Below are 21,872 nucleotides of genomic sequence, written 5' to 3'. Positions count from 1 at the left end.
AGAGAGCCAATGGCCAGCGTCACGATCAGCAGTGTTCGCAAGACTTATGGCGCCGTCTCCGTCATTCACGGCGTCGACATCGATATCCGTCATGGCGAGTTCGTCGTGCTCGTCGGCCCGTCGGGCTGCGGCAAATCGACGCTCCTGCGCATGATCGCCGGCCTGGAGAACATCTCCGCCGGCACGATCGCCATCGACGACAAGGTGGTGAACCATCTGGAGCCGAAGGACCGGGATATCGCCATGGTGTTCCAGAACTACGCGCTCTACCCGCAGATGACAGTCGCCCAGAACATGAGCTTCGCGCTGGAACTGGCCAAGGTCGACAAGGCGACGATACGCCAGAAGGTGGATGCCGCAGCCGCCATCCTTGGCCTGGAGCCGCTGCTCGACCGCAAGCCAGCCCAGTTGTCGGGTGGCCAGCGGCAGCGCGTCGCCATGGGTCGGGCCATCGTCCGCAACCCCAAGGTATTCCTGTTCGACGAGCCGCTCAGCAACCTCGACGCCAAGCTGCGCGTTGCCATGCGCGCCGAGATCAAGAGCCTGCACCAGCGGTTGGGCACGACCGTCGTCTACGTCACGCACGACCAGATCGAGGCCATGACGATGGCCGACAAGATCGTGGTGCTGAACGCCGGCCGCGTCGAACAGATCGGCACGCCTCTCGAACTCTACGATCGCCCGGTGAACCGCTTCGTTGCCGGTTTCATCGGCTCGCCGGCCATGAACTTTCTGCGCGGCACCCTGCAGGTCGATCAGGCCGGGCTGAAGGTCGCATCCGGGTCGGTCATCGCCATCGGGGCCTATCCGGTCGAACTCACTGGACGGACAGTGGAGTTCGGCATCCGACCGGAACACATTCAGGTCACGGAAACCGGAGGTCTCGACACCCTTGTGGACGTGGTTGAGCCAACGGGATCCGAGACGCATGTGGTGGCCGATGTCGCTGGCGAGAAGCTGGTCGCCCTCATCCGACGCCGCATGCCGATTTCAGTCGGCGACAGGCTTCCGATCGTCTTTGAGGAAGGACAAGGACATCTCTTTGATGCGGAAAGCGGTCAGCGGCTCATCCTGAGTTCAGGCCAAGCGTGACCCGAGCAACGCTGCGGCTCCATTGACGCAGAAGGCGCCGGAAACCTTCGTTTCCAGCGCCCGGAAGCGAACCGTCTCTGTTCCGCGGCGAACCACTGGTCGCACGCCCGGGAACGGGCGAGGCGCCAGGAGTTCGCCAGGTTTTCTCAGTGCAACTCGCCGATCACGGCTTCGGCGTTGGGAGCCATGATGGACGTGTCGAGCCCCGCCTTTTCCATCTCGTCGATGACGGCGGCGAGCGCGAGATCGAGACAGTAGGACGTGAACTCGGCGTTCAGCGTCTTCGAGGTCTGCCGCGCGTAGATGATCAGGCGCGCAAGGGCAGCAAATTCTTCGGTATCGGCCACGATGGCCTTGTCGGCGGTTCTATCCAGCATCTCTATCCCCTTCATAGCCCGCGAAACAGCGACAGCATGGGGACATAACCAACTTGGCCGTGACAGTGCCGTTACAGACGAGATACACGGGGCTACCCCTGGGTAGCAAGCATGCCGAAGTAGGACGTATGCGAGAACTCCCAGCCCGGTGCCTCGGTCAAACGGGCATCATCTGCCAGTTCCACCGCTCTCATCAGAGCCATCGCATCGATCGCCTTCTGATCGACTCGAAAGCTCCGCACCAGCCCGCCGATGTGAGCGCGCTCGTCGGACGACCGCAACGCGGCGACCAGAATGGCCCTCCAGGTCCGCTCCTTGTAGAAGATCGACGACGCGGCTTCCGTCAGCCTCTGGAACTGATTGCCATCGATGGAGCCGTCTCGCAGCAGTCGGTCGAGCGTCGCCCTGACGTTGACGAGCGGCTCCGACAACGGCGCATAGCCAAGCTCGCGCGGTGCATGCAGAAGCGCCACTTCGGCGTCATCCTCAATCCGTCCTGCGGCGTAGGCCTCGAAGATTGCGCCAATGCCTTTCATGCCGAAAACGGCGCACTCGGCGGCCCGTAAGGCGCCGATACTTGCTGCGCCAAACACGCGCACTCCGCTCGACAGGGCATGGAGGATCTCCTTGTGCCAGACCGCTGCGGTCGTCTCAAAATACCCGTCGATGAGGCCGATGACGTCGACGCCCTCCTCCACCGCTCGGCATATGTCGCCCTTCCCCGCTGGTGGACGCAGGCCAAGTCCGGGGGGCGTTTCGACCCCGCGAAGTGAAGGACCCGCAAATAGCAGCTTCATCGAAACACCAGCAGGCGCGAGAGAGCGCGGGCGCCGAAGCGGCGTTGCCGCCGTCCCTCGGGATGTTCCAGACCCGACACGATCACCTTGACCACTGCGAAGCGATCCTCGTGGGGATTCATCCGGACAGCGATGACACGACCGATCCGGCACTGCCTGAGCCTGTCCAGAACGCGCACCAGCATTGCCTCGACGCCTTCGCCGACGCTGCAAAGATCCTTTGGAACCTGGGCACGAGGCCGCAAGTCCAACTTGCGACGCAGAAGGTCCGATGCCTGGCTGTCGTAGACTTCGTCCTCGACGTCGTCGCGCGTCCCGGTGATCAGCGTCAGACGCGACTGGACAGCTTCTGTGATCGCCCTGAGGGCGGCTCGATAGGCCACCGGATGGGTGCCGCTTCCCATGGTCACGTCCATATAGCGGAGCGATCGACGCGCTGACGTCTCCGCTGGCGACAGGAGAGCGGAGAGCGTCGGCACGCCCAGATCGCTGGTCATGTCGAAGAGCTGAAGCCGGAAGCCGGCCTGCTCAATCCGATCCGTCAGCGCATCGACGACCGGATCTCGGAAATCGGCGGCGGAAACACATGTTTTCGCCTGCTGCTCGATGCGCCCGAGCGTCCAGAGAGTGTCGGCGTCGCGCTCGATACGCTCGAGCAGACCGTGGAAGATCGCCTCTCTCTCGGTATTACCGGAGGCGAGCCCATCGGAGGACTGCCAGAAATGGGACGGACGGGTGAAGTCGAGCAGGACGGCTTCATACGGAACCCAGATGACTTTCCCGTTGGTCAGGTCTCGTCCTTCGACCCAGTCCAGCCGGCAACCGTGATCCAGGGGCTGATGGCCGATTGCAACGAGGTCATCGAGGGTGTCGCACACCTCGGTGCCAAGTTCGCTGGCAGACGCGGTCCGGAGGGGCAGTCTGGGCCGCTCGGCACAAGACCGTTCAAGCGCCTCCATCACCGCCGAAGCCTTGGCGTCGACGTCGGTAATGCCCTTGCCCTGGTGGACGGACAAGGCTCGGGCATTGGGGCGCATGGCATTCCACACGGGAATGCCGATGCGGTCGAGCCCGGTTACCTTGGCGAGGCGCGTGACACCATGCTCCGCTAGAGCTGGCGCCACGCGTGCCAAAGTATCCTCCGGACTGCACATGCGGTCCGAGTAGTTATGTCCACTGGATGTCACTTACGTCGGACCGAAGGAAAGTCAGCCGTTGAGGCGGCCCGAATAGGCACTGAGGCGACCGGAGAAGGCTTCGCCGTTTCCGGCAAACGCCTCGTCGCCGCTGTCGAGCGCGACCGCAAGGTCGACGCCGGCAACCAGCTTGGCACCCTTGTCACGAGCCGTCTTGGAAAAATCGAACGGTTCCTTGGCGGTATCCGGCAGGGCGGACACCGTTCCGTTCTCGAAATCGACCAACCAATATCCGGACTCACCGGAGATACCCAGAACTGCCAACTTAGCCATGTTCGTCTCTCCTCAAAAACGGGCGTCACTTGAAGCCCGATCTGCGCAGGCCCTCCCGAAACATGTCCATCTTCCACTTTTCGCGGATGGGCACTTTCGTCAGCCAATCGTCCACCGTAAAGTCAGGATAGATGGCGAGCGTTCGGCGCATTTCCTTCTTGGCGTTGCGTTGATCGCCAAGCATGGCATAGGCCGCCGCGGCCAGCCGTCCCGCCTTCGCCTGATCGGCCATGCGACCGATGCAGGCGATGGCCTCCCCGTATTCCTCCAGGAAGAAATTCGCACCGGCCGCCGTCCACCAGTAGAGATCGGGGCACAGTGGGTTGAGCTCGATTGCCCGTTTGATCTTGTCGAGGGCAAGGATCGGATCCGCTGCATGCACCAGCGTGTCTGCATGGTCGGCGATGAGGTCGGCATGCGATGGAGCACGGCTCTCCGCCTCAAGGAAGGCTTCCATGCTTTCGAAGAACTGCCCCTGATAGAGCTTGGCGACGCCGAGCTGATGATAGCCCCCGGCATCGTCGGCACCGATCCGGATCGCATCCCTTGCGTGGGCCTCCGCCGAGCGCAGCAGGTCGTCGTCGCCGCGCGCCGTCAGCAGCCATTCGAGATGTTCGGTTCGCGCCAGCCCGGCGATCGCCGAGGCATAGTCGGAAGCGTCGTGCAGCGCGGCGCGGAAGAACTTCCGGGCGCGACGGACGCCAGGCAGATCGGTCAAGGATAGGCTGTGCTGCCCGAGAAGGAAGTTCTGGTAGGCGGTCGGCTTCGCGACGGTCTGGATTTTCGCCAGTTCCTTCCTCTCGATCGAGCCGGCGGTCTCCAGCACGATGCGGGCGACGAGTTCGCGATATGTATCGGGGAAATCATCCGGACGGCCGCGAAATCTCTCCGACCAGATAACCTCGTCGCTGGCGACATGGACCAGCGTGGCGTAGAGCGCCGCGTCGCCACCCCGCTCCTGCACCCGCGTCTCCAGGACATAGGAGACATCATACTGCTTCAGCAGGTCCGCCTCGTCGCCGCTCATTCCAGCGATCCGTCTGGCGGTATGGGGGGCGACGATCGCCATCGTCCGGACCCGGCAAAGGCCGATGGTGACGTCTTCGATCAAACCCGAGATGAGCGCCCAGTTTCGCTGATCGTCGGGGCGCCTCGGCGGCAGCAACAAAAGGCGAGGTAACTGCGGCCGGGAGACCGAGGTCGGTTCAGGTGCGTGCGTTTCAACCAGATCCGCGACCGGCTCCGCCGCAGCGGTCGCCCGCTCCTCGTCCTTGAAGAGCAGACGGGCGAAACGAAGCATGTCCTCGGACGGTCGGGTATTGAGTTCCGACCAGAGCTGCTGCCGATAGCGATCGTAGATGAGCCGGGCCTGCGACAGTCGCCGATCCTTGGCATAAACCCGCATCAGAACCTGATGGGCGACATCGCTGTAGGGGTCGAGCTCGATGAGCCGCGCCGCAGCGGCCTTGATCGAGGAACCGTTTTGGCGCGAAAGATCGGCTGCAGCCTCTTCTAGGGTGGTCGCGAACTCGGCCAGCCAGAAATCGCGCCGTTCGAGAAGCCAGAGCTGACCTGTTTCCGAGGGAATGTCAAAGTCGGCGAGAAACTGTCCGGGCATGATCCTCTGGAACGCTTCGAGGCGCGCCACGGCATCCTCGAGGAGACCCGGCTGCACCTCATCGAAGTCGAAGTTGATATCGGACCGACACAGGGTGATATCGGCGGACTCGATGTCGAGAAACGCCGTTCCGAGCTCACGTTGACGTACCCTCACCCGCGACAGAAGCTGGCGAAGGTTGCCAAGCGACTTGGCACCGCCGTCGCTATCTTCGCCCCACAGAAAGGATGCAAGCTCGGCTCTGGAGACCCGGCCGGACGGCCGGAATCCCAGAAATACGATGGCAAGGAGTCCCTTGTCGGGAAACGCAGCCGGTTGACCGTCCGGTCCGGTCAGCCGCGTTTCACCGAAGGTCTTCAATGCGAAGGGCACACCCTCCCTCCTTCAGGTTGAAAGCGCCCTGGGCTCAATTGGAACGAAGCCCTCGGATATCCATGTCGATGGAGAGGTCTGTCAGGGATGCGTCGCAATCGTCGGCAAGCATTTTCACCAACTCGATGATGGACCGCCGGACCTTCGCGCTCCTGATCCGAACAAAGGCTCGGTTGAGGGCCACGCCGTCATGCGTCAGCAAAGAGGCATCGGCAGCGTCAAGCAAGGGATCGTTGTCAATGGGCTCATGGTTCGCGATATTTTCGAAAAAGAAGCTGATCGGCACCTCGAAAACGTTGGCAATGGTCTGGAGGCGGGAGGCACTGATCCGGCTCATCCCCTTCTCGTATTTTTGCACCTGCTGGAAGGTCACGCCCAACTGCTCGGCCAGCTTGCCCTGGCTCATCCCGACCAGAAACCGACGCATGCGCACGCGGGATCCGACATGGACGTCGATCGGGTTAGGCGACTTTACGGTCATTGGAGTCTCCAGCTTGGCGATGGTCGACGGGCTACGTAACGATCAAGGTAGCTTAGGGAGCTGGCCGAGAGAGCCACACCACGAATTAGTGTATTTCATGAAACGCACAAAATAAAGTAGCGAGAACGTACTGACACTTAATGTCGAAGCTGGATTGTGATTTGTACTTAAGTAGCAAAGGGGCCAGAGAACGGACTTAGCCTTGCCGTTCCAATCGTCTGAATCCCTTGATTGCCCCGGTGAGCGGGAATGGACTACTATCATCGCACATGAGCAGGCGGGCGCAAGAATCCCGCCGCCGAAGGGATGAAGCGAAAAAGGAGGCCTGGTGCGAATGACCGGGGCCGATTGTGTATTGGGCGTGGACCTGGGCACGTCGTCGGTGAAGGCGGTTCTGGTGGATCGCGATGGCCGTATTCTCGGCCAGGGTCGGGCGGAATACGGTTTCGTCAGCCTTCACAGCCTTTGGGCCGAGCAATCCTCTGAAGCCTGGCTGCACGCCTTCACCGAGGCGGTGCGCGAAACGCTGCTGCGCGCCGGCATTACGGCGCAGAACGTCAAGGGCATGGCGGTGTCGGCCATTGGCGGCGGCACCGGCATTCCCGTTGATGTCGGCATGCAGCCGATCCGCCCCTGTCTTCTCTGGCTTGACCGACGCGCCAAGATCGAGAGCGAACGCGTCCGGCAGATGATCAGCGACGAGGATCTCTACGCCATCACCGGCAACGGCGCCGATTCCTACTTCGGCTTCACCAAGATCCTCTGGATCAAGAACCACGAACCGGAGGTCTGGTCCCGCATCAACTATTTCCTGCCGCCCAATGCCGACATCATCTACAGACTGACTGGCGAGATCGCCGTCGACCACTCGCAGGCCTGCAACATCGGCGGCGTCTACGACCTCGGCAAGCGCGCCTGGTCGGAGGAAATGGCCGATATACTTGACATCCCGCCCTATTTCTTCCCTGAGAGGCTTGTCGGCTCCCAGGAGATCGTTGGGCGGCTTCACAAGGCTGGCGCCCGCATGCTGGGGCTGATGGAAGGGTTGCCGGTCTGCGCCGGCGGTGTGGACGCTGCGGTCGCCACACTCCGGGCCGGCGTCATGCGTGAAGGCCAGCATGCGGCCATGCTGAGCTCGTCCACCTGCTGGGGCTTCATCCATGCCAGCGCCGACCGCTTTCCCGGCCTCGTCTCGATGCCCTATGTCATCGATAGCGAGACGCTGACCTACTCCTACGGCGGTTCGGCGACGTCGGGTTCGGTGGTCCAGTGGTTCCGCGATAACTTCGCTGACAACGAGCGATTGGTTGAGACGCTCACCAGCGGCGGCAAACGACGCGTTTCCGCCTTCGACCTTCTGGACGAGCATGCCTCGACCATTCAGCCGGGATCCAACGGCCTGATGGTGCTGCCCTATTTCATGGGTGAACGCAGCCCGATCTGGGACGTCGACGCACGTGGCACCATCACGGGACTGACACTCAACCACACCAAGTCGCACCTCTACCGGGCCATGCTGGAAAGTGTTGCCTATGCGCTCAAGAACAATATCGACTACGGCAGCGCCGCTTTCCGCGGACTGGAAGATCAGTTGACGGTGGTGGGCGACGTCTCGAAGTCCGATCTCTGGGTGGAGATCATCACCAATGTCACCGGCCGGCCGGTTCGGGTCCTGCCTCACAGCGGCAAGGCGGCCTACGGCGCGGCGGTGATCGCCGCCTATGGCATCGGAATGATCGACCGGCAGCAGATGGCCGATTGGCTGAGCGTTCAGCCGGCAAAGGTGTTGACGCCGGATGCGGCCGCGAACGCCGTCTACGAGCGCAGCTTCGACAACTTCAAGCGGCTCTATGAACACATGAAGTCCTATTTCCCGACGGCAACCGAGACCTGACGCCACCTCAGGCGGCAGCAAAGCCTTCGAGCGGAAACTCGTACTCCTGCGCCTCCTGCGACTTGTGCCGGAACTCGCTGGGGGTGACTCCGATCACCTGCCGGAACAGCCTGTTGTAGTTGGATACGTTGTTGAAGCCCACGAGGTAGCAGATCTCCTGGATGGAGCGCGACGTGGAGAATAGGTACTCACAGGACTTGTTGATGCGCGTCTTGATCACATATCGGCGGAAACCGATGCCGGTGCATTCGATGAACCAGCGCGAGAACATCTTGTAGCTCATGCCGACGAGGTCGGCCGCCGCCTCCATCGAAACGTCCTCCTCGATGTGCTCGTGGATATAATCGACCACCTTGTTGAAGCGCCTGAGCGAGGCGGTGCGCATGTCGATGAAGTAGCGCGACGTGCCGAGCACCGTTTTCCGGCGGCATTGCTTCAGCTGGTCGATGATCCGCATGAAGGAGATCAGGCGCTCCAGTGGCTCCTGCGCGTCGATGGTGTTCATCAAGCCGTAGACCGCCCGCTGCGTCTCGCCGCCATACTCGACCCCGAAGACTGCCTCGTCGAAGGCCGGCCGAAGCACGCGCATTTCGGTCAGCACGTTGGCGCTCGCCTCGATCCATTCCTTGCGAAACTGGATGATGAGGTCGCGTTCTGGAACCATTGTGCCGCTGCGGGCGTCGCTGACGAAGTTGTGCGGCGTATAGGGGCCGATCAGGAACAGGCTGCCGGGACGGAAGTTCAGCACATTGTCGCCGATGAACAGCTTGCCGCTGGTTCGGACGATCTGATGCAGCTCGTACTCCGGATGGAAATGCCACTTGTCGCTGTCGTTGGGCCATCCGCAGCGCTCGAAGCGGAAGGAGTTCCCGAGGTTGTTGTCGTTCACGACGAGTGACGGCTTCATCTCGGGCATGGTCGATCCTTCATTCGGCGCCCAGCAAAGGCTCGCTCACTCCAATGATCGGAAGGCGGCGGCACCCCTGTCAAGTCGGCCGCAGACCCCTCCTTTTCCACTCAGACCAAAGGCTAATCGGCAGAGCAAATTCCGTAGATGACTCAAGGGATGGGTAGAAAAAGTACAAGACAAATCAGGAAAACCGTCTAGGGGTCGACGCGTCCTTCGGCTAGAACGAATCCGCCGAAAGGCAAATAATTACGGAGGAGACGTTATGAATATCCATGCAAAGGCGGCGCTTCTCGCCGCTTCGGCGACGCTTGTTCTGTCGGCAGGTGCAGCTCTCGCCAAGGATGCTCCCAAGATCGGTGTTTCCTTTCAGGAAATGAACAACCCTTACTTCATCGTCATGAACGAGGAAGTCACGGCCTTCGCCAAGCTGCTCGGCGACAATACTGAAGTTTACGTCGCTGACGCGCGTCATGACGTTTCCAAGCAGCTCAGCGATATCGAGGATATGGTCTCCAAGGGCGTCAACATCCTGGTGGTGAACCCGACCGACTCCGAGGGCGTGCGCAGCGCCGTCGAAGCCGCCAAGGCCAAGGGCGTGACGGTGGTGTCCGTCGACGCGCAGGCCGCCGGCGTGGACGCCTTCGTCGGCTCCAAGAACTACGATGCCGGCGTGCTCGCCTGCGATGCACTGGTCAAGGAAATCGGCGGCAAGGGTGAAGTTGCCATTCTCGACGGTATCGCCGTGGTTCCGATCCTCGAGCGCGTGCGCGGCTGCAAGGACGCCCTCGCCAAGGCGCCGGACGTCAAGCTGGTCGACATCCAGAATGGCCGCCAGGAGCGCGACATCTCCGTCGGCGTCGCCGAGAATATGATGCAGTCCCATCCGGATCTCAGGGGCATCTTCTCGGTCAACGACGGCGGCGCCATGGGCGTTCTCGCTGCCATCGAAGGCTCGGGCAAGGACGTGGTGCTGACCTCCGTTGACGGCGCTCCGGAAGCGGTCAAGGCGATCAATGCCGGCTCCGCCTTCAAGGCGACCGCCGCTCAGTTCCCGCGCGACCAGATGCGCATCGGTCTCGCGATCGCGCTCGCCAAGTACATGGGTGCCCATGTTCCGGCCGTGATCCCGATCGACGTTGAGCTGGTCGACAAGACCAACGCGGAAACCTTCGCCTGGTAATCGATCCGTCGCGGGGAGAGGCCAGCGCCCTCCCCGCGGCGAACCCGCTTTCCGGACAGTCCGATCAGTACCGCCGTCTCGACGGCGCTCCGAGGGTTCCGCCATGCTCGAAATGAAACATATCACCAAGAGGTTCCCCGGCATCGTCGCCCTCAACGATGTGTCCCTCTCGCTGAAGCGCGGCGAAGTCCACGCGCTGGTCGGCGAAAACGGCGCCGGCAAGTCGACGCTGATGAAGATCCTCTCCGGCGTCTATCAGGCCGACGAGGGCGAGTTGTTGATCGATGGAGAAGCGGTCCATCCGACCCGTACGCGAGAGTCGGAAAAGCTCGGTATCAACATCATTTTCCAGGAATTCAGCCTCGTCCCCGACCTCAATGCCTATGAGAATGTGTTTCTCGGCCGCGAGATCCGCACCAAGCTCGGCACCCTCGACCGCCGCACCATGCGCCGCATGGCCCGCGAGGCCCTCGACCGGCTCGACATGCATTTCCCGCTCGACTGCCCCGTCGCCGAACTGACGGTGGCCGAGCAGCAGTCCGTTGAGATCGTCAAGGCGACCATCTTCAAATGCAACTTCCTGGTGCTCGACGAACCGACGGCGACGCTGACCCCACGTGAGGTCAAGAAGCTGTTCGAGGTGATCGAGCGTCTCAAGGCCCTCGGCGTCGGCTGCTTCTTCATCTCGCACCATCTCGAGGAAATCTTCGAGATTGCCGACACCGTGTCGGTGCTGCGCGACGGCTGTCACGTCCACACCGGGCCGGTCGCCGGCTGCACCCAGGACGAACTGATTTCCAAGATGGTCGGCCGCGAGGTGACACAGGCCTTCCCGCCCAAGCGGGGAACGGCCGACGACGCCGAACCGCCGATCATGGAGGTGCGCAAGCTGCGCTTCCCCGGATCCGACGACATCTCCTTCGAGGTGCGCCGCGGCGAGATCCTGGGCGTTGCCGGGCTGGTCGGCGCCAAGCGCACCGAAAGCTTCCTGGCACTGATCGGCCGCGACGCCTCCATCGAGAAGGAAGTGCTGTTCCAGGGCAAGCCGATCGAACTGCGCTCGCCGCACGAGGCGCTGAGCCACGGCATCGGCTACCTGCCGGAGGATCGCAAGCGGACCGGACTGTTCCTGCCCTTCTCCATCCGCTCCAACATCGTCATCAGCACGCTCAACCGGCTCACCAACAAGCTCGGAATGGTTTTGCCGCGCGAGGAGAAGGTTCTTAGCGACCGCTTCATTCAGCGCATGCGTATCCGCACCACCTCCGACCTCAAGACGGTTTCGGAGCTTTCCGGCGGCAACCAGCAGAAGGTGATCATCGCCCGTTGGCTGGCCAGCAACTGCAAGCTCCTGATCTTCGACGAACCGACCCGCGGCATCGACGTGGGCGCCAAGGCCGAAATCTACGTCATGCTCCAGGAACTGGCGGCGCAGGGTCTCGGCGTCGTTGTGATCTCGTCCGATCTGCCGGAGGTGATCGGCCTTTGCGATCGCGTCCTGGTCATGCGCTACGGCTCCATCCGCGCCACGCTGACCGGCGCCGACATCAACTCAGAAAAAATCATGCTTTACGCCTCGGGAGGTGAAAATGGGTGAAGCTGCTGCCAGCGGCACAACGTCGCGCGAACAGCCCGCCGGACTGGTCGGCCTTGCCAGGGCCGCCGTCGCCAGGCCGGAGTTCGTTTCCTTCGTGGCGCTGATCGTCCTGATGATCCTGACCGCGACGATGAACGAGAACTTCTTCACGGTCGACAACCTGATGAACATCACCCGTCAGGTCTCCACCACCGGCATCATCGCCGTCGGCATGACCTTCGTCATTCTGACGGGCGGCATCGACCTCTCGGTCGGCGCCATCGTGGCGCTCGCCTCGACACTGATGGCCGGCATGATCGCCAACATGGGCTTCCCCTTCTGGGCAGCGGCGCTAGTGGCCATCTTCGGTGGCGCTCTGACCGGCGCCGTGTCGGGCTTCTTCATCGCCCGCTTCGCCCTGCCCCCGATCATCGTCACGCTGGCAATGATGGAGATCCCGCGCGGCCTCGGGCTCATCTACACCAACGGCTATCCGCTTCCGATCGACCGCGATTTCGGCTTCCTCGGCCGTGAGTACGTGCTCGGCCTGCCGATCCCGACGCTGATCATGCTGATCGTCTTCGCGGCGGCCTACTTCGTGCTCAATCGCCTGCCGATCGGCCGCTACGTCTATGCCGTCGGCGGCAACGAGGACGCGGCCATCCTCTCGGGCATCCGCACCGCCCGCATCAAGCTGATGGTCTACGCCATCTCCGGCTTCACCGCCGCCATCGCCGGCATGATCCAGACCTCTCGCCTCCTGTCCGGCCAGCCCAACTCGGCCATCGGCGTGGAGCTCGACGCCATCGCGGCGGTCGTCCTCGGCGGCACGGCGATCACCGGTGGCCGCGGCCATATCGTCGGCACCCTGATCGGCGCCCTGCTGCTCGGCGTGCTCAACAACAGCCTCAACATGATTGGCCTGTCCCCCTACAGCCAGCGTGTCGTCAAGGGCGTGATCCTGCTGGTCGCCGTGCTCATAGGCTACCTCCGCAAGCAGAACTCCCGCTGACATCGAAACAAACGAGGCGCCTCGACCCTCTTGGGGCGCCTCCCCGACCACGACCCGACCACTCCAACCGCGAAGCCCCTGCCGAACCCACACGTTCGGCGGACGACCCCTCTTTGCCGGCATCCGGCCGGACCAGTCCCGCGTTTCCAAGAGGACCAAGAGCCGTGACCTATTTTCTCGGAATCGATATCGGCGGCACCGTCATCAAGAGCGGCCTCTATGACGCCGAAGGGCACGAAAAGGCCGTGGCCTCCGAAGTGGACAACGGCGTTGCCGCCCACCTCGGCTGGTCCGAGCGCGACATGAACGCCATGTGGCGCATCGTGGTCGGCACCATCCGCCGGGTTGTCGCGGAAGCTGGTGTCGCAGCCGACGACATCGCCGGCGTCAGCTTCTCCGCCCACGGCAAGGGCCTCTATGCCCTTGATGCCGATGGCGAGCCGGTGCGCAACGGCGTCATTTCCTCGGACAACCGCTCGCTGTCCATCGTCAAGGACTGGAAGGCGAAGGGGCTCGACGCGGCGAGCTATCGTTACGGCTACCAGCAGCTCTGGACCGGCCATCCGGTGTCGCTACTCGCCTGGATGAAGGACAACGAACCGGACAACTACCGCCGGACGCGCCACGTGCTGATGGCCCACGATTTCATCCGCTACAAGCTGACGGGAGTCTTCGCCGCCGAGGTCACCAACATCTCCGGCAGCAATCTCTACAACGTCGAGAAAGGCGCCTACGACCCCGCGCTCTTCAAGATGTTCGGCATCGACGAGATGGAGGGCTGCCTGCCGCCGGTCGTCGGGTCGGAGGAGTGTGTCGCCGGACTGAGCGCCAAGGCCGCCGACGAAACAGGGCTCAAGATCGGGACGCCGGTGTTCGGCGGCTTCTTTGACGTGGTGTCGGCTGCGGTCTGTGCCGGTCTGGCCGATCCGAGCTTTGTCAACGTGGTGATGGGCACCTGGACCATCGTCACATGGACCACCGACCAAATCCTGAAGCCGCAGGGCGACACCTGGCCCTACATCTGGGGTCGCTACTGCATGCCGGATCGCTACTTCGTTCACGAAGGCAGCCCGACCTCGGCCGGCAACCTCGAATGGTTCGTCCGTACCTTCCTCGGCGGCATGCCCGACTGCTATCGCCAAGCCGACCTGATGATCTCGGCGCTGCCGAAGGCGGGCACCGGCATCCAGTTCCTGCCCTATCTCTTCGCCTCCAACCTCGGCGACGATCTGTCGGCCGGCCTGCACGGCCTCGCCAACGCCCATGGCCTCGGCCAGGTGCTGCAAGCGGTCTACGAGGGCATCTGCTTCTCCCAGCACGTTCACCTCGAACGGATCGTCAAGCTGTCCGGTCGTGACAAGACGCTGCGCCTCACCGGTGGCCCGACCCGCTCCAAGCCCTGGATGCAGATGGTCGCCGACATCTCGGAAATGCCGGTCGAAGTGATGCACGTCGAACAGTCCGGCTGCCTGGGTGCGGCCATCGCCGCCGCCGTCGGCTCCGGCGTCCACAAGGGGTTCCGTGAGGCCATGGCCGCCATGTGCCCGTCCGGTGCGCTGATCGAGCCCGACGCCAAGAGCTTCCCTGCCTATCGCGAGAAATATGCGGCGTTCCGCCGCCTGGCCGAAACGCTGTCCGCCCTTCCGGCCGGACGCTGAGAGAGCCATCAGATCTGGAGGATGACGTGACCCGAGAGGCGTTGCCCAACCCGCTGGGCATCTACGAAAAGGCGCTGCCGAAGGACCTGGACTGGCCGGCGCGGCTGGCGCTCGCCAAGGCTCTCGACTTCGACTTTGTGGAAATGTCGATCGACGAGACCGACGAGCGCATGACGCGGCTGAGCTGGTCGAAGGCGGAGCGCGCGGCCTTCTGCGCCGCCGTGCGTGATTTCGACGTGTCAGTGCCGAGCGTCTGCCTGTCGGCGCACCGCCGTTTCCCCTTCGGCAGCCGCGATGCGGCGACCCGCGTCAAGGCGCGCGATATCATGCGCCGGGCCATCGACCTCTGCGTCGACCTGGGCATCCGCACCATTCAGGTCGCCGGCTATGACGTCTACTACGAAGAGGCCGACGTTGGCACCAAGGAGCGGTTCATCGAGGGCTTGCAGTGGTCGGTGCGTGAGGCGGCCAAGTCGCAGGTGATGCTGGCGGTCGAGATCATGGACACCGCCTTCATCAACTCGATCACCCGCTGGCGCGAATACGACCAGCTCATCCACTCACCCTACTTCTGCGTCTACCCCGACCTCGGCAACCTCACTGCCTGGGGCAACGACGTCCAGGCGGAGCTTCGGGCGGGCATCGACCGCATCGTCGCCATTCACCTGAAAGACACGCGCAAGGTCACCGGCGACTATCCCGGCCAGTTCCGCGACGTGCCTTTCGGCGACGGCTGCGTCGACTTCAAGGCCTGCTTCGCCACGCTTGCCGAGCTCGGCTATCGCGGCCCCTTCTTGATGGAGATGTGGACGGAGAAGTCCGACGAGCCGGTGGTGGAAATCGCCACGGCCCGGCGCTGGATGATCGAACAAATGCGCCTCGGCGGCCTGCTTCAAGCCGCGTGAAGGCCAGAGGAAACGCCCAATAAACAGAAGCGAAAGTCCGTGGGTTACGGACAAAGGAGACTGAAATGGCTGTGAGTATCGAAGGTCAGGTTGCCGCCATCACCGGTGGCGCTTCCGGCATCGGCCTGGCGTCCGCCAAGGCCCTGGCAAGCGCCGGCGCCAAGGTCGCCATCGTCGACCGCGACGAACAGGGCCTTGCTACGGCTTGCGCCGAGATCGGCGCCAATGCCTTCCCGGTGCGCGTCGACCTTCTGGATCCCAAGAGCGTCGCCACCATGCTGCCGCAGATCCTGGAAAAGGCCGGCAAGCTCGACATCCTGCATGCCAATGCCGGCGCCTATATCGGCGGTGACGCCGCCACCGGCAATCCCGACGCCTGGGACCGCATGCTGAACCTCAACATCAACGCCGCCTTCCGCAGCGTGCATGCGGTTCTGTCCTACATGATTGAACGCAAGCGCGGCGACATCCTGGTGACCAGTTCTGTGGCCGGCGTGGTGCCGGTCAAGGTCGAGCCGATCTACACCGCGTCCAAGCACGCCGTGCAGGCCTTCGTCCACACCGTCCGCCGCCAGGTGGCCAAGGATGGCGTGCGCGTTGGCGCGATCCAGCCCGGTCCGGTTGTCACCGCCCTGTTGAAGGACTGGGTGCCGGAACGCCTCGCTGCCGAGAAGGCCGCCGGTGGCCTGATCGAGGCCGAGGAAGTCGGCGAAGCCGTTCTGTTCATGCTGACGCGGCCGCGCAACGTCATCGTCCGCGACATGGTGATCCTGCCGGCTCTCTTCGACGTGTAACGATCCCAGTCCTCCCCAAGAAAAGCAGCAAACCTCCCCCCACAGACTACGGCGGCGTATCGGCAACGATCCGCCGCCGCTTCTTTTGCGGGCATTCGTTTCTCGCAACTATCCCTCAATCCGGATATCCTGACGCCACGCGTTACCTGAGAGGAGAACTCCATGTCGCAGGTCAGGATCCGCCCGATGGGCGCCACCGCCAGTCTCGATCGCAGCGGCCGTGGCAATGTGGTCGCCCGCTCGGGCGCCAGCCTGCCCCTGGCCGGTTCGCCGTCGATGGAAGGCTTCAACCCGCTGGAACTGTTGGATGCGTCGTTGGCCGGCTGCCTTGCGCTCAGCGTTCGCATCGCGGCGCGCAACCTCGGCCTCAACGATCGGCTTGGCGCGGTTTCGGTGGAGGTGATCGGCGCCAAGGCCACCGAACCGCCGTCACGCATTGCCCGCCAGACCTGCCGCTTTGCCATCGAGGGTGATTTCAACGATGCCGAGCGCCGGTCCCTCATCGAAGAGGCGCACAAGGTGTGCACCATCGGCAACAGCTATCACGCGTCGATCGATATCATCGACGGCGAGCCACTCCTGTAAATTCCGACAATCCAGCCTGCCTTGCTTGGGGATGTCTAGACGAGTAAATTAATCCGGATAATGCCCAGTTTGTGCAAACCTGTTTCCATGACGCCGACCATTTGAGGCGGCGCCGACATTCTCATTTCCCGTGCCTCGGCTAGACTGGCCGCCAACAGGTCGCCCAGTCGGCCGCCATCCGAGGAGAGAAACATGACCGCTTCGCCCGTGCGCTCCGCCTTGAAACCGCTTTCGGTTTTGAAGGCCACGACGACCGCCACGCTGCTTCTGATGGGCTTGGCACCGGCTTTCGCCGCCGAGAGCGGTCCCGACGCCACCATCAATGTCGGCTCGCTCTATGAGCCGCAGAACCTCGACAATACGGCTGGCGCCGGCCAGGGCATCAACGAGGCATTCAACGGCAATGTCTACGAGGCGCTGTTCCGCCTCAATGACGACGGCACGGTGTCGCCCAGCCTCGTCAAGGACTTCAAGGTCTCCGAGGACGGCCTCACCTACACCTTCACGCTGCAGCCCGGCGTCACCTTCCATTCCGGCGACCCGCTGACGTCGGCCGACGTCAAGTGGTCGATCGAGCGCGTCACCTCGTCCGACAGCAAAAGCTCGCGCAAGAACTCGCTGAAGCCGATCGCCTCGATCGAAACGCCTGATGAGGCAACCGTCATCATCAAGCTATCCTCGCGCTCGATCTCGCTCCCCTACAACCTCTCCTATGTCTGGGTGATCAACGACAAGGCCAAGGACCTGCAATCCACTGAGGACGGCACCGGTCCCTATGCCCTCGAAGGTTGGCAGCGCGGCTCGCAGCTTGCCGTCAAGCGCTTCGACAAATATTGGGGTCCGAAGCCGGAGAACGGCGAAGTGGTCTTCAAGTATTTCACCGAGGCGACTGCCCTCAACAACGCGCTCCTGACCGGTGCCGTCGACGTCATCACCTCGGTGCAGAGCCCGGATTCGCTGGCCCAGTTCAAGGATAATCCCGACTTCACCGTTGCCGAGGGCAAGTCGACCACCAAGCTGCTCTTGGCCTACAACGACCGTGTCGCTCCCTTCGACAACGTCAAGGTGCGCAAGGCGCTCGCCCGGGCTGTCGACGACAAGAAGCTGCTTGAGGCGGTGTGGGGAGAGTATGGCACGCTGATCGGCTCCTTCGTGCCGCCGACCGATCCCTGGTACGTCGATCTCACCAAGACCGATGCCTACGATCCGGAAAGCGCCAAGGCGCTGCTCGCCGAGGCCGGCTACCCCGACGGCTTCACCTTCACCATCGACACGCCCAACTACGACCCGCATCCGATCGCCGCGCAGTTCTTGCAGGGCGAGCTGGCCAAGGTCGGCGTCAAGGTGGAGATCAACGTCATCACGGCCAACGAGTGGTACACCAAGATCTACAAGGCGCACGACTTCCAGGCGACCTTGCAGGAGCACGTGAACCACCGCGACATCGTCTTCTACGGCAACCCCGACTTCTACTGGGGCTACAACAACCCCAAGGTCGTCGATCTGATCAAGGCCTCCGAGGAAGCCAAGACCGTCGATGAGCAGACCGAGAAGCTGAAGGAAGCCAACATCCAGATCGCCGAGGACGCGGCCAGCAACTGGCTCTACCTCTATCCGCAGATCGTGGTGTCGAAGAAGTCGGTCACCGGCTACCCGCTCAACGGCCTCAACTCGCAGTTCTTCGCCTACGGCATCAAGAAGGCGGAATGATCTCTCTCGCCTCGCTCGACACCCAACGCCGCCCGACCTAAGCTCGGGCGGCGTTAGCCGCTTTTTCAAAGGTGCCGCCATTCTCGCCTATCTCGTCCGTCGGACGGCGATCCTCCTCGTTTCCGTGCTGATCGCCGCCGCTGTCCTGTTCCTGCTGTTGCGCCTCCTGCCTGGCGATCCCGCCAATGCGCTCGTCTCCGTGGGGGCCGATCCCGAACAGATCGAGGCGGCCCGCCGTCAGGTTGGCTCCGACCTGCCGATCTTCGCACAGTTCGTTCGTTATCTGGGCCAGCTCGCTAGTTTCGATCTCGGCGCATCCTTCGTGTCCGGCGTGCCGGTGCTTGAGGAAATCGGGCGCCGCCTGACGTTGACGCTGCCGCTGACCGCTCTCGCCTTCACCGGCGCGATCCTGATCGCCCTGCCGCTCGGCATCCTGGCCGCCGTCAAGCGCGACCGCTGGTATGGCAGTCTCATTTCGGTGATCTCGCAGCTCGGTGTTGCCATCCCGGTCTTCTGGATCGGCATCCTTTTGGTCACCGCCTTCGCCGTGAAGCTGCGTCTCTTCCCGTCGAGCGGCTTTCCGACGTCCGGCTGGTGGCGCGATCCGCTCGCCGCCCTCCATCAGCTTGCGTTGCCGATCCTGACTATCGCCCTGGTCATGTCGGCCTCTCTCATTCGCTACGTTCGCTCGGCAACGCTCGACGTCATCGGCTCCGACTATCTCCGAACCGCCCGCGCACTCGGCGCCGGTTATGGGGAAGCGCTCGTCCGCCATGGCATTCGCAACGGCGCCGTACCGGTGATTTCCATTCTCGGCATCGAACTGGCCTCGACGCTGCTTGGCGCCGTGGTGGTGGAGCGTGTCTTCTCGCTGCCCGGCCTCGGCTCCATGCTGCTGAGCGGCATCGAGCAGCGCGATTATCCGAGCGTTCAGGGCGTTCTGTTCATCTCGACGCTTCTGGTGCTGCTGGTCGGCTTCGCCGCCGACCTCGTGCAGCGCCTCGTCGATCCCCGCCTGCGCGGGCCGAGCGGAGCCCGGCCATGAGCGACGCAACCCCCGCCTTCGCCCCGCTGCCCAGGTTGCGCCTGACACCCGCCTTCCTCATCGGCGCAACGCTGGTCGGCCTTCATGTCGTCGTCGGCCTTCTGACGCTTATATGGACGCCTTACGACCCGACAGCCATGACCGGCGGCCGCCTCGCGCCGCCGTCGCTCGCCCATTGGGCCGGTACCGACCGGCTCGGCCGCGACCTCTTCACCGAGATCATGATCGGCGCGCGCATCGCCCTCAGCGTCGGCATCGGTGCGGTGGCCATCGCGGCGGCCATCGGCGTCACGGTCGGACTGCTGGCCGCCTTCGCTTCGCGCGCTGTCGATGACGTGCTGGCGGCGACGCTCGATATCCTGATCGCCTTCCCGACGCTGCTGCTCGCCATGCTGATCGTGGCAGCCAGCGACGGCGCTAGTCTCGGCACCGCCATTCTGGCCATCGGCATTGCCGCCTCATCCATCGTCGCCCGCCTGACCCGCATCCTGGCAAGGCGCGTGCTGGCGATGGACTACATCACCGCCGCGCGCGTATCGGGAACCGGCTGGCTCGGCATCGTCCGCATCCACGTGCTGCCCAATATCTGGCCGACGCTCATCGTCAACTTCGCCCTGCAGTTCGGCCTTGCCGTGATCGCCGAGGCATCGCTGTCCTACCTGGGTCTCGGTGCGCCGCCGCCCAATGCGTCCTGGGGACGATTACTGCAGGAGGCCCAGGCCACCGTCTACACGGCTCCCTTCGGCGCCATCGCTCCCGGCATCGCTCTGGTATCGCTGGTGATTGGCCTCAACCTCTTCGCCGACGGCCTCCGTGACGTCGCCGACCCGACCCGGCGGAGGCGTTGATGGCCGATCTTCTCACCATCGAAAATCTCACTATCCGTCACGTCGGCCGGCCTTTGGTCTCCGACGTGTCGCTGTCGGTCGCCGCTGGAGAACGCGTCGGCCTGATCGGTGAGAGCGGGTCCGGCAAGTCGTTGACGGCCCTCGCTGCCATCGGCCTGTTGCCAGATGGCATGACCGCCTCCGGTTCCATCCGTCTTTCCGACAGGGAAGTGATCGGCTCTGCAGATCGCGATGTCGCAGGTCTCAGGGGAACGGCGGTGGCCACCATCTTCCAGGAGCCTCTGACCGCCCTCGATCCGCTGATGCGTATTGGCAAGCAGATCGCCGAGGCGGTGCGCCGCCGTGCCCACCGCGACGGCCGGTCGGTCGATGTCCAAGCCGAAGTGCTCGGTCTGATGGTCCGCGTCGCCCTGCCCGATCCCGCGCGCCTCGCCCGCGCCTATCCGCATGAAATGTCGGGCGGTCAGCGCCAGCGGGCGGCGATTGCCATGGCGCTCGCCTGCCGGCCGAGCCTGCTCATCGCCGACGAACCGACCACGGCGCTCGACGTCACCACGCAGGCCGAGGTACTGACGCTTCTCGAAACGCTGGTGCGCGAGGAGAACATGGGCCTCCTTTTCATCAGCCATGATCTGCCGGTGGTAGGAACGGCCGTCGATCGTGTCGTGGTTCTGCGAGCCGGTGAGATGGTCGAGCAAGGACCTATAGCCGAGGTGTTCGGCCGGCCGCGCCATCCCTATACCCTCGGCCTCGTCGAAGCGGCGCGCGCCTTCGATCAAGCCATCGGAGCGGCGCTATGAGCCTCATCGATCTCGCCGCCGTCTCCTTCGCCTACGGCCGTGGCCGCAAGGTGCTCGATGGCGTCGACCTCAGCATCGAGGCCGGCCGCAATCTCGGCATCGTCGGAGAAAGTGGTTCCGGCAAGACCACCATCCTGCGCCTGCTGCTCGGCCTCGCCCAGCCGACCTCCGGCAAGGTCACCTTTCGCGGCGCGCCACTCGATCCGCGCAACCGGCCGTTCATGCGCGGTTTCCGCCGATCGGTCCAAGCTGTTTTTCAGGACCCCTATTCCTCGCTCGATCCGCGCCAGAAGATCGCCGACATCGTCGCCGAGCCCCTGCGATCTCTGAACGTGGAAACCGACATCGATGCCGCCGTCGCCGGGGCTTTGGCATCGGTTGATCTGCCGCCCGACGCTGCCGGCCGATATCCGCATGAGTTCTCCGGTGGCCAGCGCCAGCGCATCGCCATCGCGAGAGCCATCGTATCGGAGCCGGAGCTGGTGCTGGCCGACGAGGTGGTGAGCGCGCTCGATCTTACGACGCGCATCCGCATCGTTGAGCTTCTGAAGTCCCTGTCGGCAAGGACGACCCTGGCTCTGGTCTCGCACGACATCGGCTTCGTGGCCCTTCTCTGCCAGGATCTTGTCATCCTGGAAAAGGGCCGCATCGTCGAACAGGGGACGGCACGCGATATACTCTCGTCACCCAAGCATCCCTATACGCAGCGTCTCCTCGCCAGCACGCCGCGTCTACCCGAATTCGCCTGA

General features: G+C 63.4%; 21 protein-coding genes. 14 read left to right on the top strand and 7 right to left on the bottom strand.

The window, feature by feature from the left end; genetic code table 11:
* Nucleotides 1–9: 9 nt before the first annotated feature.
* Nucleotides 10–1,092, top strand: a complete 1,083-nt coding sequence (locus CXZ10_RS05140) for an ABC transporter ATP-binding protein (protein ID WP_101288007.1) — start codon at nt 10–12, stop codon at nt 1,090–1,092.
* 146 nt (nt 1,093–1,238) lie between these two features.
* On the opposite strand, the gene CXZ10_RS05135 is transcribed toward CXZ10_RS05140, so the two are convergent.
* The 6 genes from CXZ10_RS05135 to CXZ10_RS05110 form a co-directional block, all read right to left on the bottom strand.
* The gene (locus tag CXZ10_RS05135; RefSeq protein WP_101288006.1) at nt 1,239–1,469 is read right to left on the bottom strand and encodes a hypothetical protein; all 231 of its coding nucleotides are present in this window, start codon (nt 1,467–1,469) and stop codon (nt 1,239–1,241) included.
* Between the two features lie 92 nt (nt 1,470–1,561).
* Nucleotides 1,562–2,167, bottom strand: a complete 606-nt coding sequence (locus CXZ10_RS05130; RefSeq protein ID WP_244617070.1) for a TfuA-like protein — start codon at nt 2,165–2,167, stop codon at nt 1,562–1,564.
* A gap of 95 nt (nt 2,168–2,262) precedes the next feature.
* A complete protein-coding gene (locus CXZ10_RS05125; RefSeq protein ID WP_101288004.1) occupies nt 2,263–3,420 on the bottom strand; it encodes a YcaO-like family protein in 1,158 nt (385 codons plus the stop codon).
* Between the two features lie 54 nt (nt 3,421–3,474).
* Nucleotides 3,475–3,735: a hypothetical protein gene (locus tag CXZ10_RS05120; RefSeq protein WP_143741474.1), complete on the bottom strand. Its 261-nt coding sequence runs from the start codon at nt 3,733–3,735 to the stop codon at nt 3,475–3,477.
* Nucleotides 3,736–3,760: 25 nt separating this feature from the next.
* Nucleotides 3,761–5,725: an AfsR/SARP family transcriptional regulator gene (locus CXZ10_RS05115; RefSeq protein WP_101288002.1), complete on the bottom strand. Its 1,965-nt coding sequence runs from the start codon at nt 5,723–5,725 to the stop codon at nt 3,761–3,763.
* Between the two features lie 34 nt (nt 5,726–5,759).
* Complete coding sequence (locus CXZ10_RS05110; protein WP_101288001.1) at nt 5,760–6,206, bottom strand: helix-turn-helix domain-containing protein; 447 nt, start codon at nt 6,204–6,206, stop codon at nt 5,760–5,762.
* A 334-nt stretch (nt 6,207–6,540) separates the two neighbouring features.
* Here CXZ10_RS05110 and CXZ10_RS05105 point away from each other — a divergent pair, with 334 nt between their 5' ends.
* Nucleotides 6,541–8,100: an FGGY-family carbohydrate kinase gene (locus CXZ10_RS05105; RefSeq protein WP_101288000.1), complete on the top strand. Its 1,560-nt coding sequence runs from the start codon at nt 6,541–6,543 to the stop codon at nt 8,098–8,100.
* Nucleotides 8,101–8,107: 7 nt separating this feature from the next.
* On the opposite strand, the gene CXZ10_RS05100 is transcribed toward CXZ10_RS05105, so the two are convergent.
* Nucleotides 8,108–9,016, bottom strand: coding sequence for a helix-turn-helix domain-containing protein (locus tag CXZ10_RS05100; protein ID WP_101287999.1), 909 nt, complete (start codon nt 9,014–9,016; stop codon nt 8,108–8,110).
* A 262-nt stretch (nt 9,017–9,278) separates the two neighbouring features.
* Between CXZ10_RS05100 and CXZ10_RS05095 the strand changes: the two genes are divergently transcribed.
* The 12 genes from CXZ10_RS05095 to CXZ10_RS05040 all read left to right on the top strand — a co-directional run bounded on the left by CXZ10_RS05095 (nt 9,279) and on the right by CXZ10_RS05040 (nt 21,872).
* Nucleotides 9,279–10,190 (top strand): substrate-binding domain-containing protein, encoded by a 912-nt coding sequence (locus CXZ10_RS05095; RefSeq protein ID WP_210199861.1) that lies wholly within the window; start codon nt 9,279–9,281, stop codon nt 10,188–10,190.
* Between the two features lie 103 nt (nt 10,191–10,293).
* Nucleotides 10,294–11,787: a sugar ABC transporter ATP-binding protein gene (locus CXZ10_RS05090; RefSeq protein WP_101287997.1), complete on the top strand. Its 1,494-nt coding sequence runs from the start codon at nt 10,294–10,296 to the stop codon at nt 11,785–11,787.
* Nucleotides 11,780–12,778 carry an ABC transporter permease gene (locus tag CXZ10_RS05085; RefSeq protein ID WP_101287996.1) on the top strand — a complete coding sequence of 333 codons (999 nt, stop codon included), beginning with the start codon at nt 11,780–11,782 and terminating at the stop codon, nt 12,776–12,778. The genes CXZ10_RS05090 and CXZ10_RS05085 overlap by 8 nt, the downstream gene beginning before the upstream one ends.
* A gap of 164 nt (nt 12,779–12,942) precedes the next feature.
* A complete protein-coding gene (locus CXZ10_RS05080; RefSeq protein ID WP_143741473.1) occupies nt 12,943–14,436 on the top strand; it encodes an FGGY-family carbohydrate kinase in 1,494 nt (497 codons plus the stop codon).
* A gap of 26 nt (nt 14,437–14,462) precedes the next feature.
* Nucleotides 14,463–15,341, top strand: a complete 879-nt coding sequence (locus CXZ10_RS05075; protein WP_244617071.1) for an L-ribulose-5-phosphate 3-epimerase — start codon at nt 14,463–14,465, stop codon at nt 15,339–15,341.
* A 65-nt stretch (nt 15,342–15,406) separates the two neighbouring features.
* On the top strand, nt 15,407–16,135 hold the full coding sequence (locus tag CXZ10_RS05070) for an SDR family oxidoreductase (RefSeq protein ID WP_101287993.1): 729 nt from the start codon (nt 15,407–15,409) through the stop codon (nt 16,133–16,135).
* Nucleotides 16,136–16,297: 162 nt separating this feature from the next.
* Entirely contained in the window at nt 16,298–16,720 is a 423-nt protein-coding gene (locus tag CXZ10_RS05065) for an OsmC family protein (protein WP_101287992.1), read from the top strand.
* A 270-nt stretch (nt 16,721–16,990) separates the two neighbouring features.
* Complete coding sequence (locus CXZ10_RS05060; RefSeq protein WP_244617104.1) at nt 16,991–18,430, top strand: ABC transporter substrate-binding protein; 1,440 nt, start codon at nt 16,991–16,993, stop codon at nt 18,428–18,430.
* A gap of 79 nt (nt 18,431–18,509) precedes the next feature.
* The gene (locus tag CXZ10_RS05055; protein ID WP_101287990.1) at nt 18,510–19,475 is read left to right on the top strand and encodes an ABC transporter permease; all 966 of its coding nucleotides are present in this window, start codon (nt 18,510–18,512) and stop codon (nt 19,473–19,475) included.
* Nucleotides 19,472–20,323 carry an ABC transporter permease gene (locus CXZ10_RS05050; RefSeq protein ID WP_101287989.1) on the top strand — a complete coding sequence of 284 codons (852 nt, stop codon included), beginning with the start codon at nt 19,472–19,474 and terminating at the stop codon, nt 20,321–20,323. Before CXZ10_RS05055 ends, CXZ10_RS05050 begins: the two co-directional genes overlap by 4 nt.
* The gene (locus tag CXZ10_RS05045; protein WP_101287988.1) at nt 20,323–21,123 is read left to right on the top strand and encodes an ATP-binding cassette domain-containing protein; all 801 of its coding nucleotides are present in this window, start codon (nt 20,323–20,325) and stop codon (nt 21,121–21,123) included. The genes CXZ10_RS05050 and CXZ10_RS05045 overlap by 1 nt, the downstream gene beginning before the upstream one ends.
* On the top strand, nt 21,120–21,872 hold the full coding sequence (locus CXZ10_RS05040; protein WP_101287987.1) for an ABC transporter ATP-binding protein: 753 nt from the start codon (nt 21,120–21,122) through the stop codon (nt 21,870–21,872). The genes CXZ10_RS05045 and CXZ10_RS05040 overlap by 4 nt, the downstream gene beginning before the upstream one ends.

Origin of the sequence: Pleomorphomonas diazotrophica (assembly GCF_002844595.1) — a bacterium.
In the GTDB taxonomy this organism is placed as follows: domain Bacteria; phylum Pseudomonadota; class Alphaproteobacteria; order Rhizobiales; family Pleomorphomonadaceae; genus Pleomorphomonas; species Pleomorphomonas diazotrophica.
This window is presented reverse-complemented; position numbering and strand designations above follow the sequence as displayed.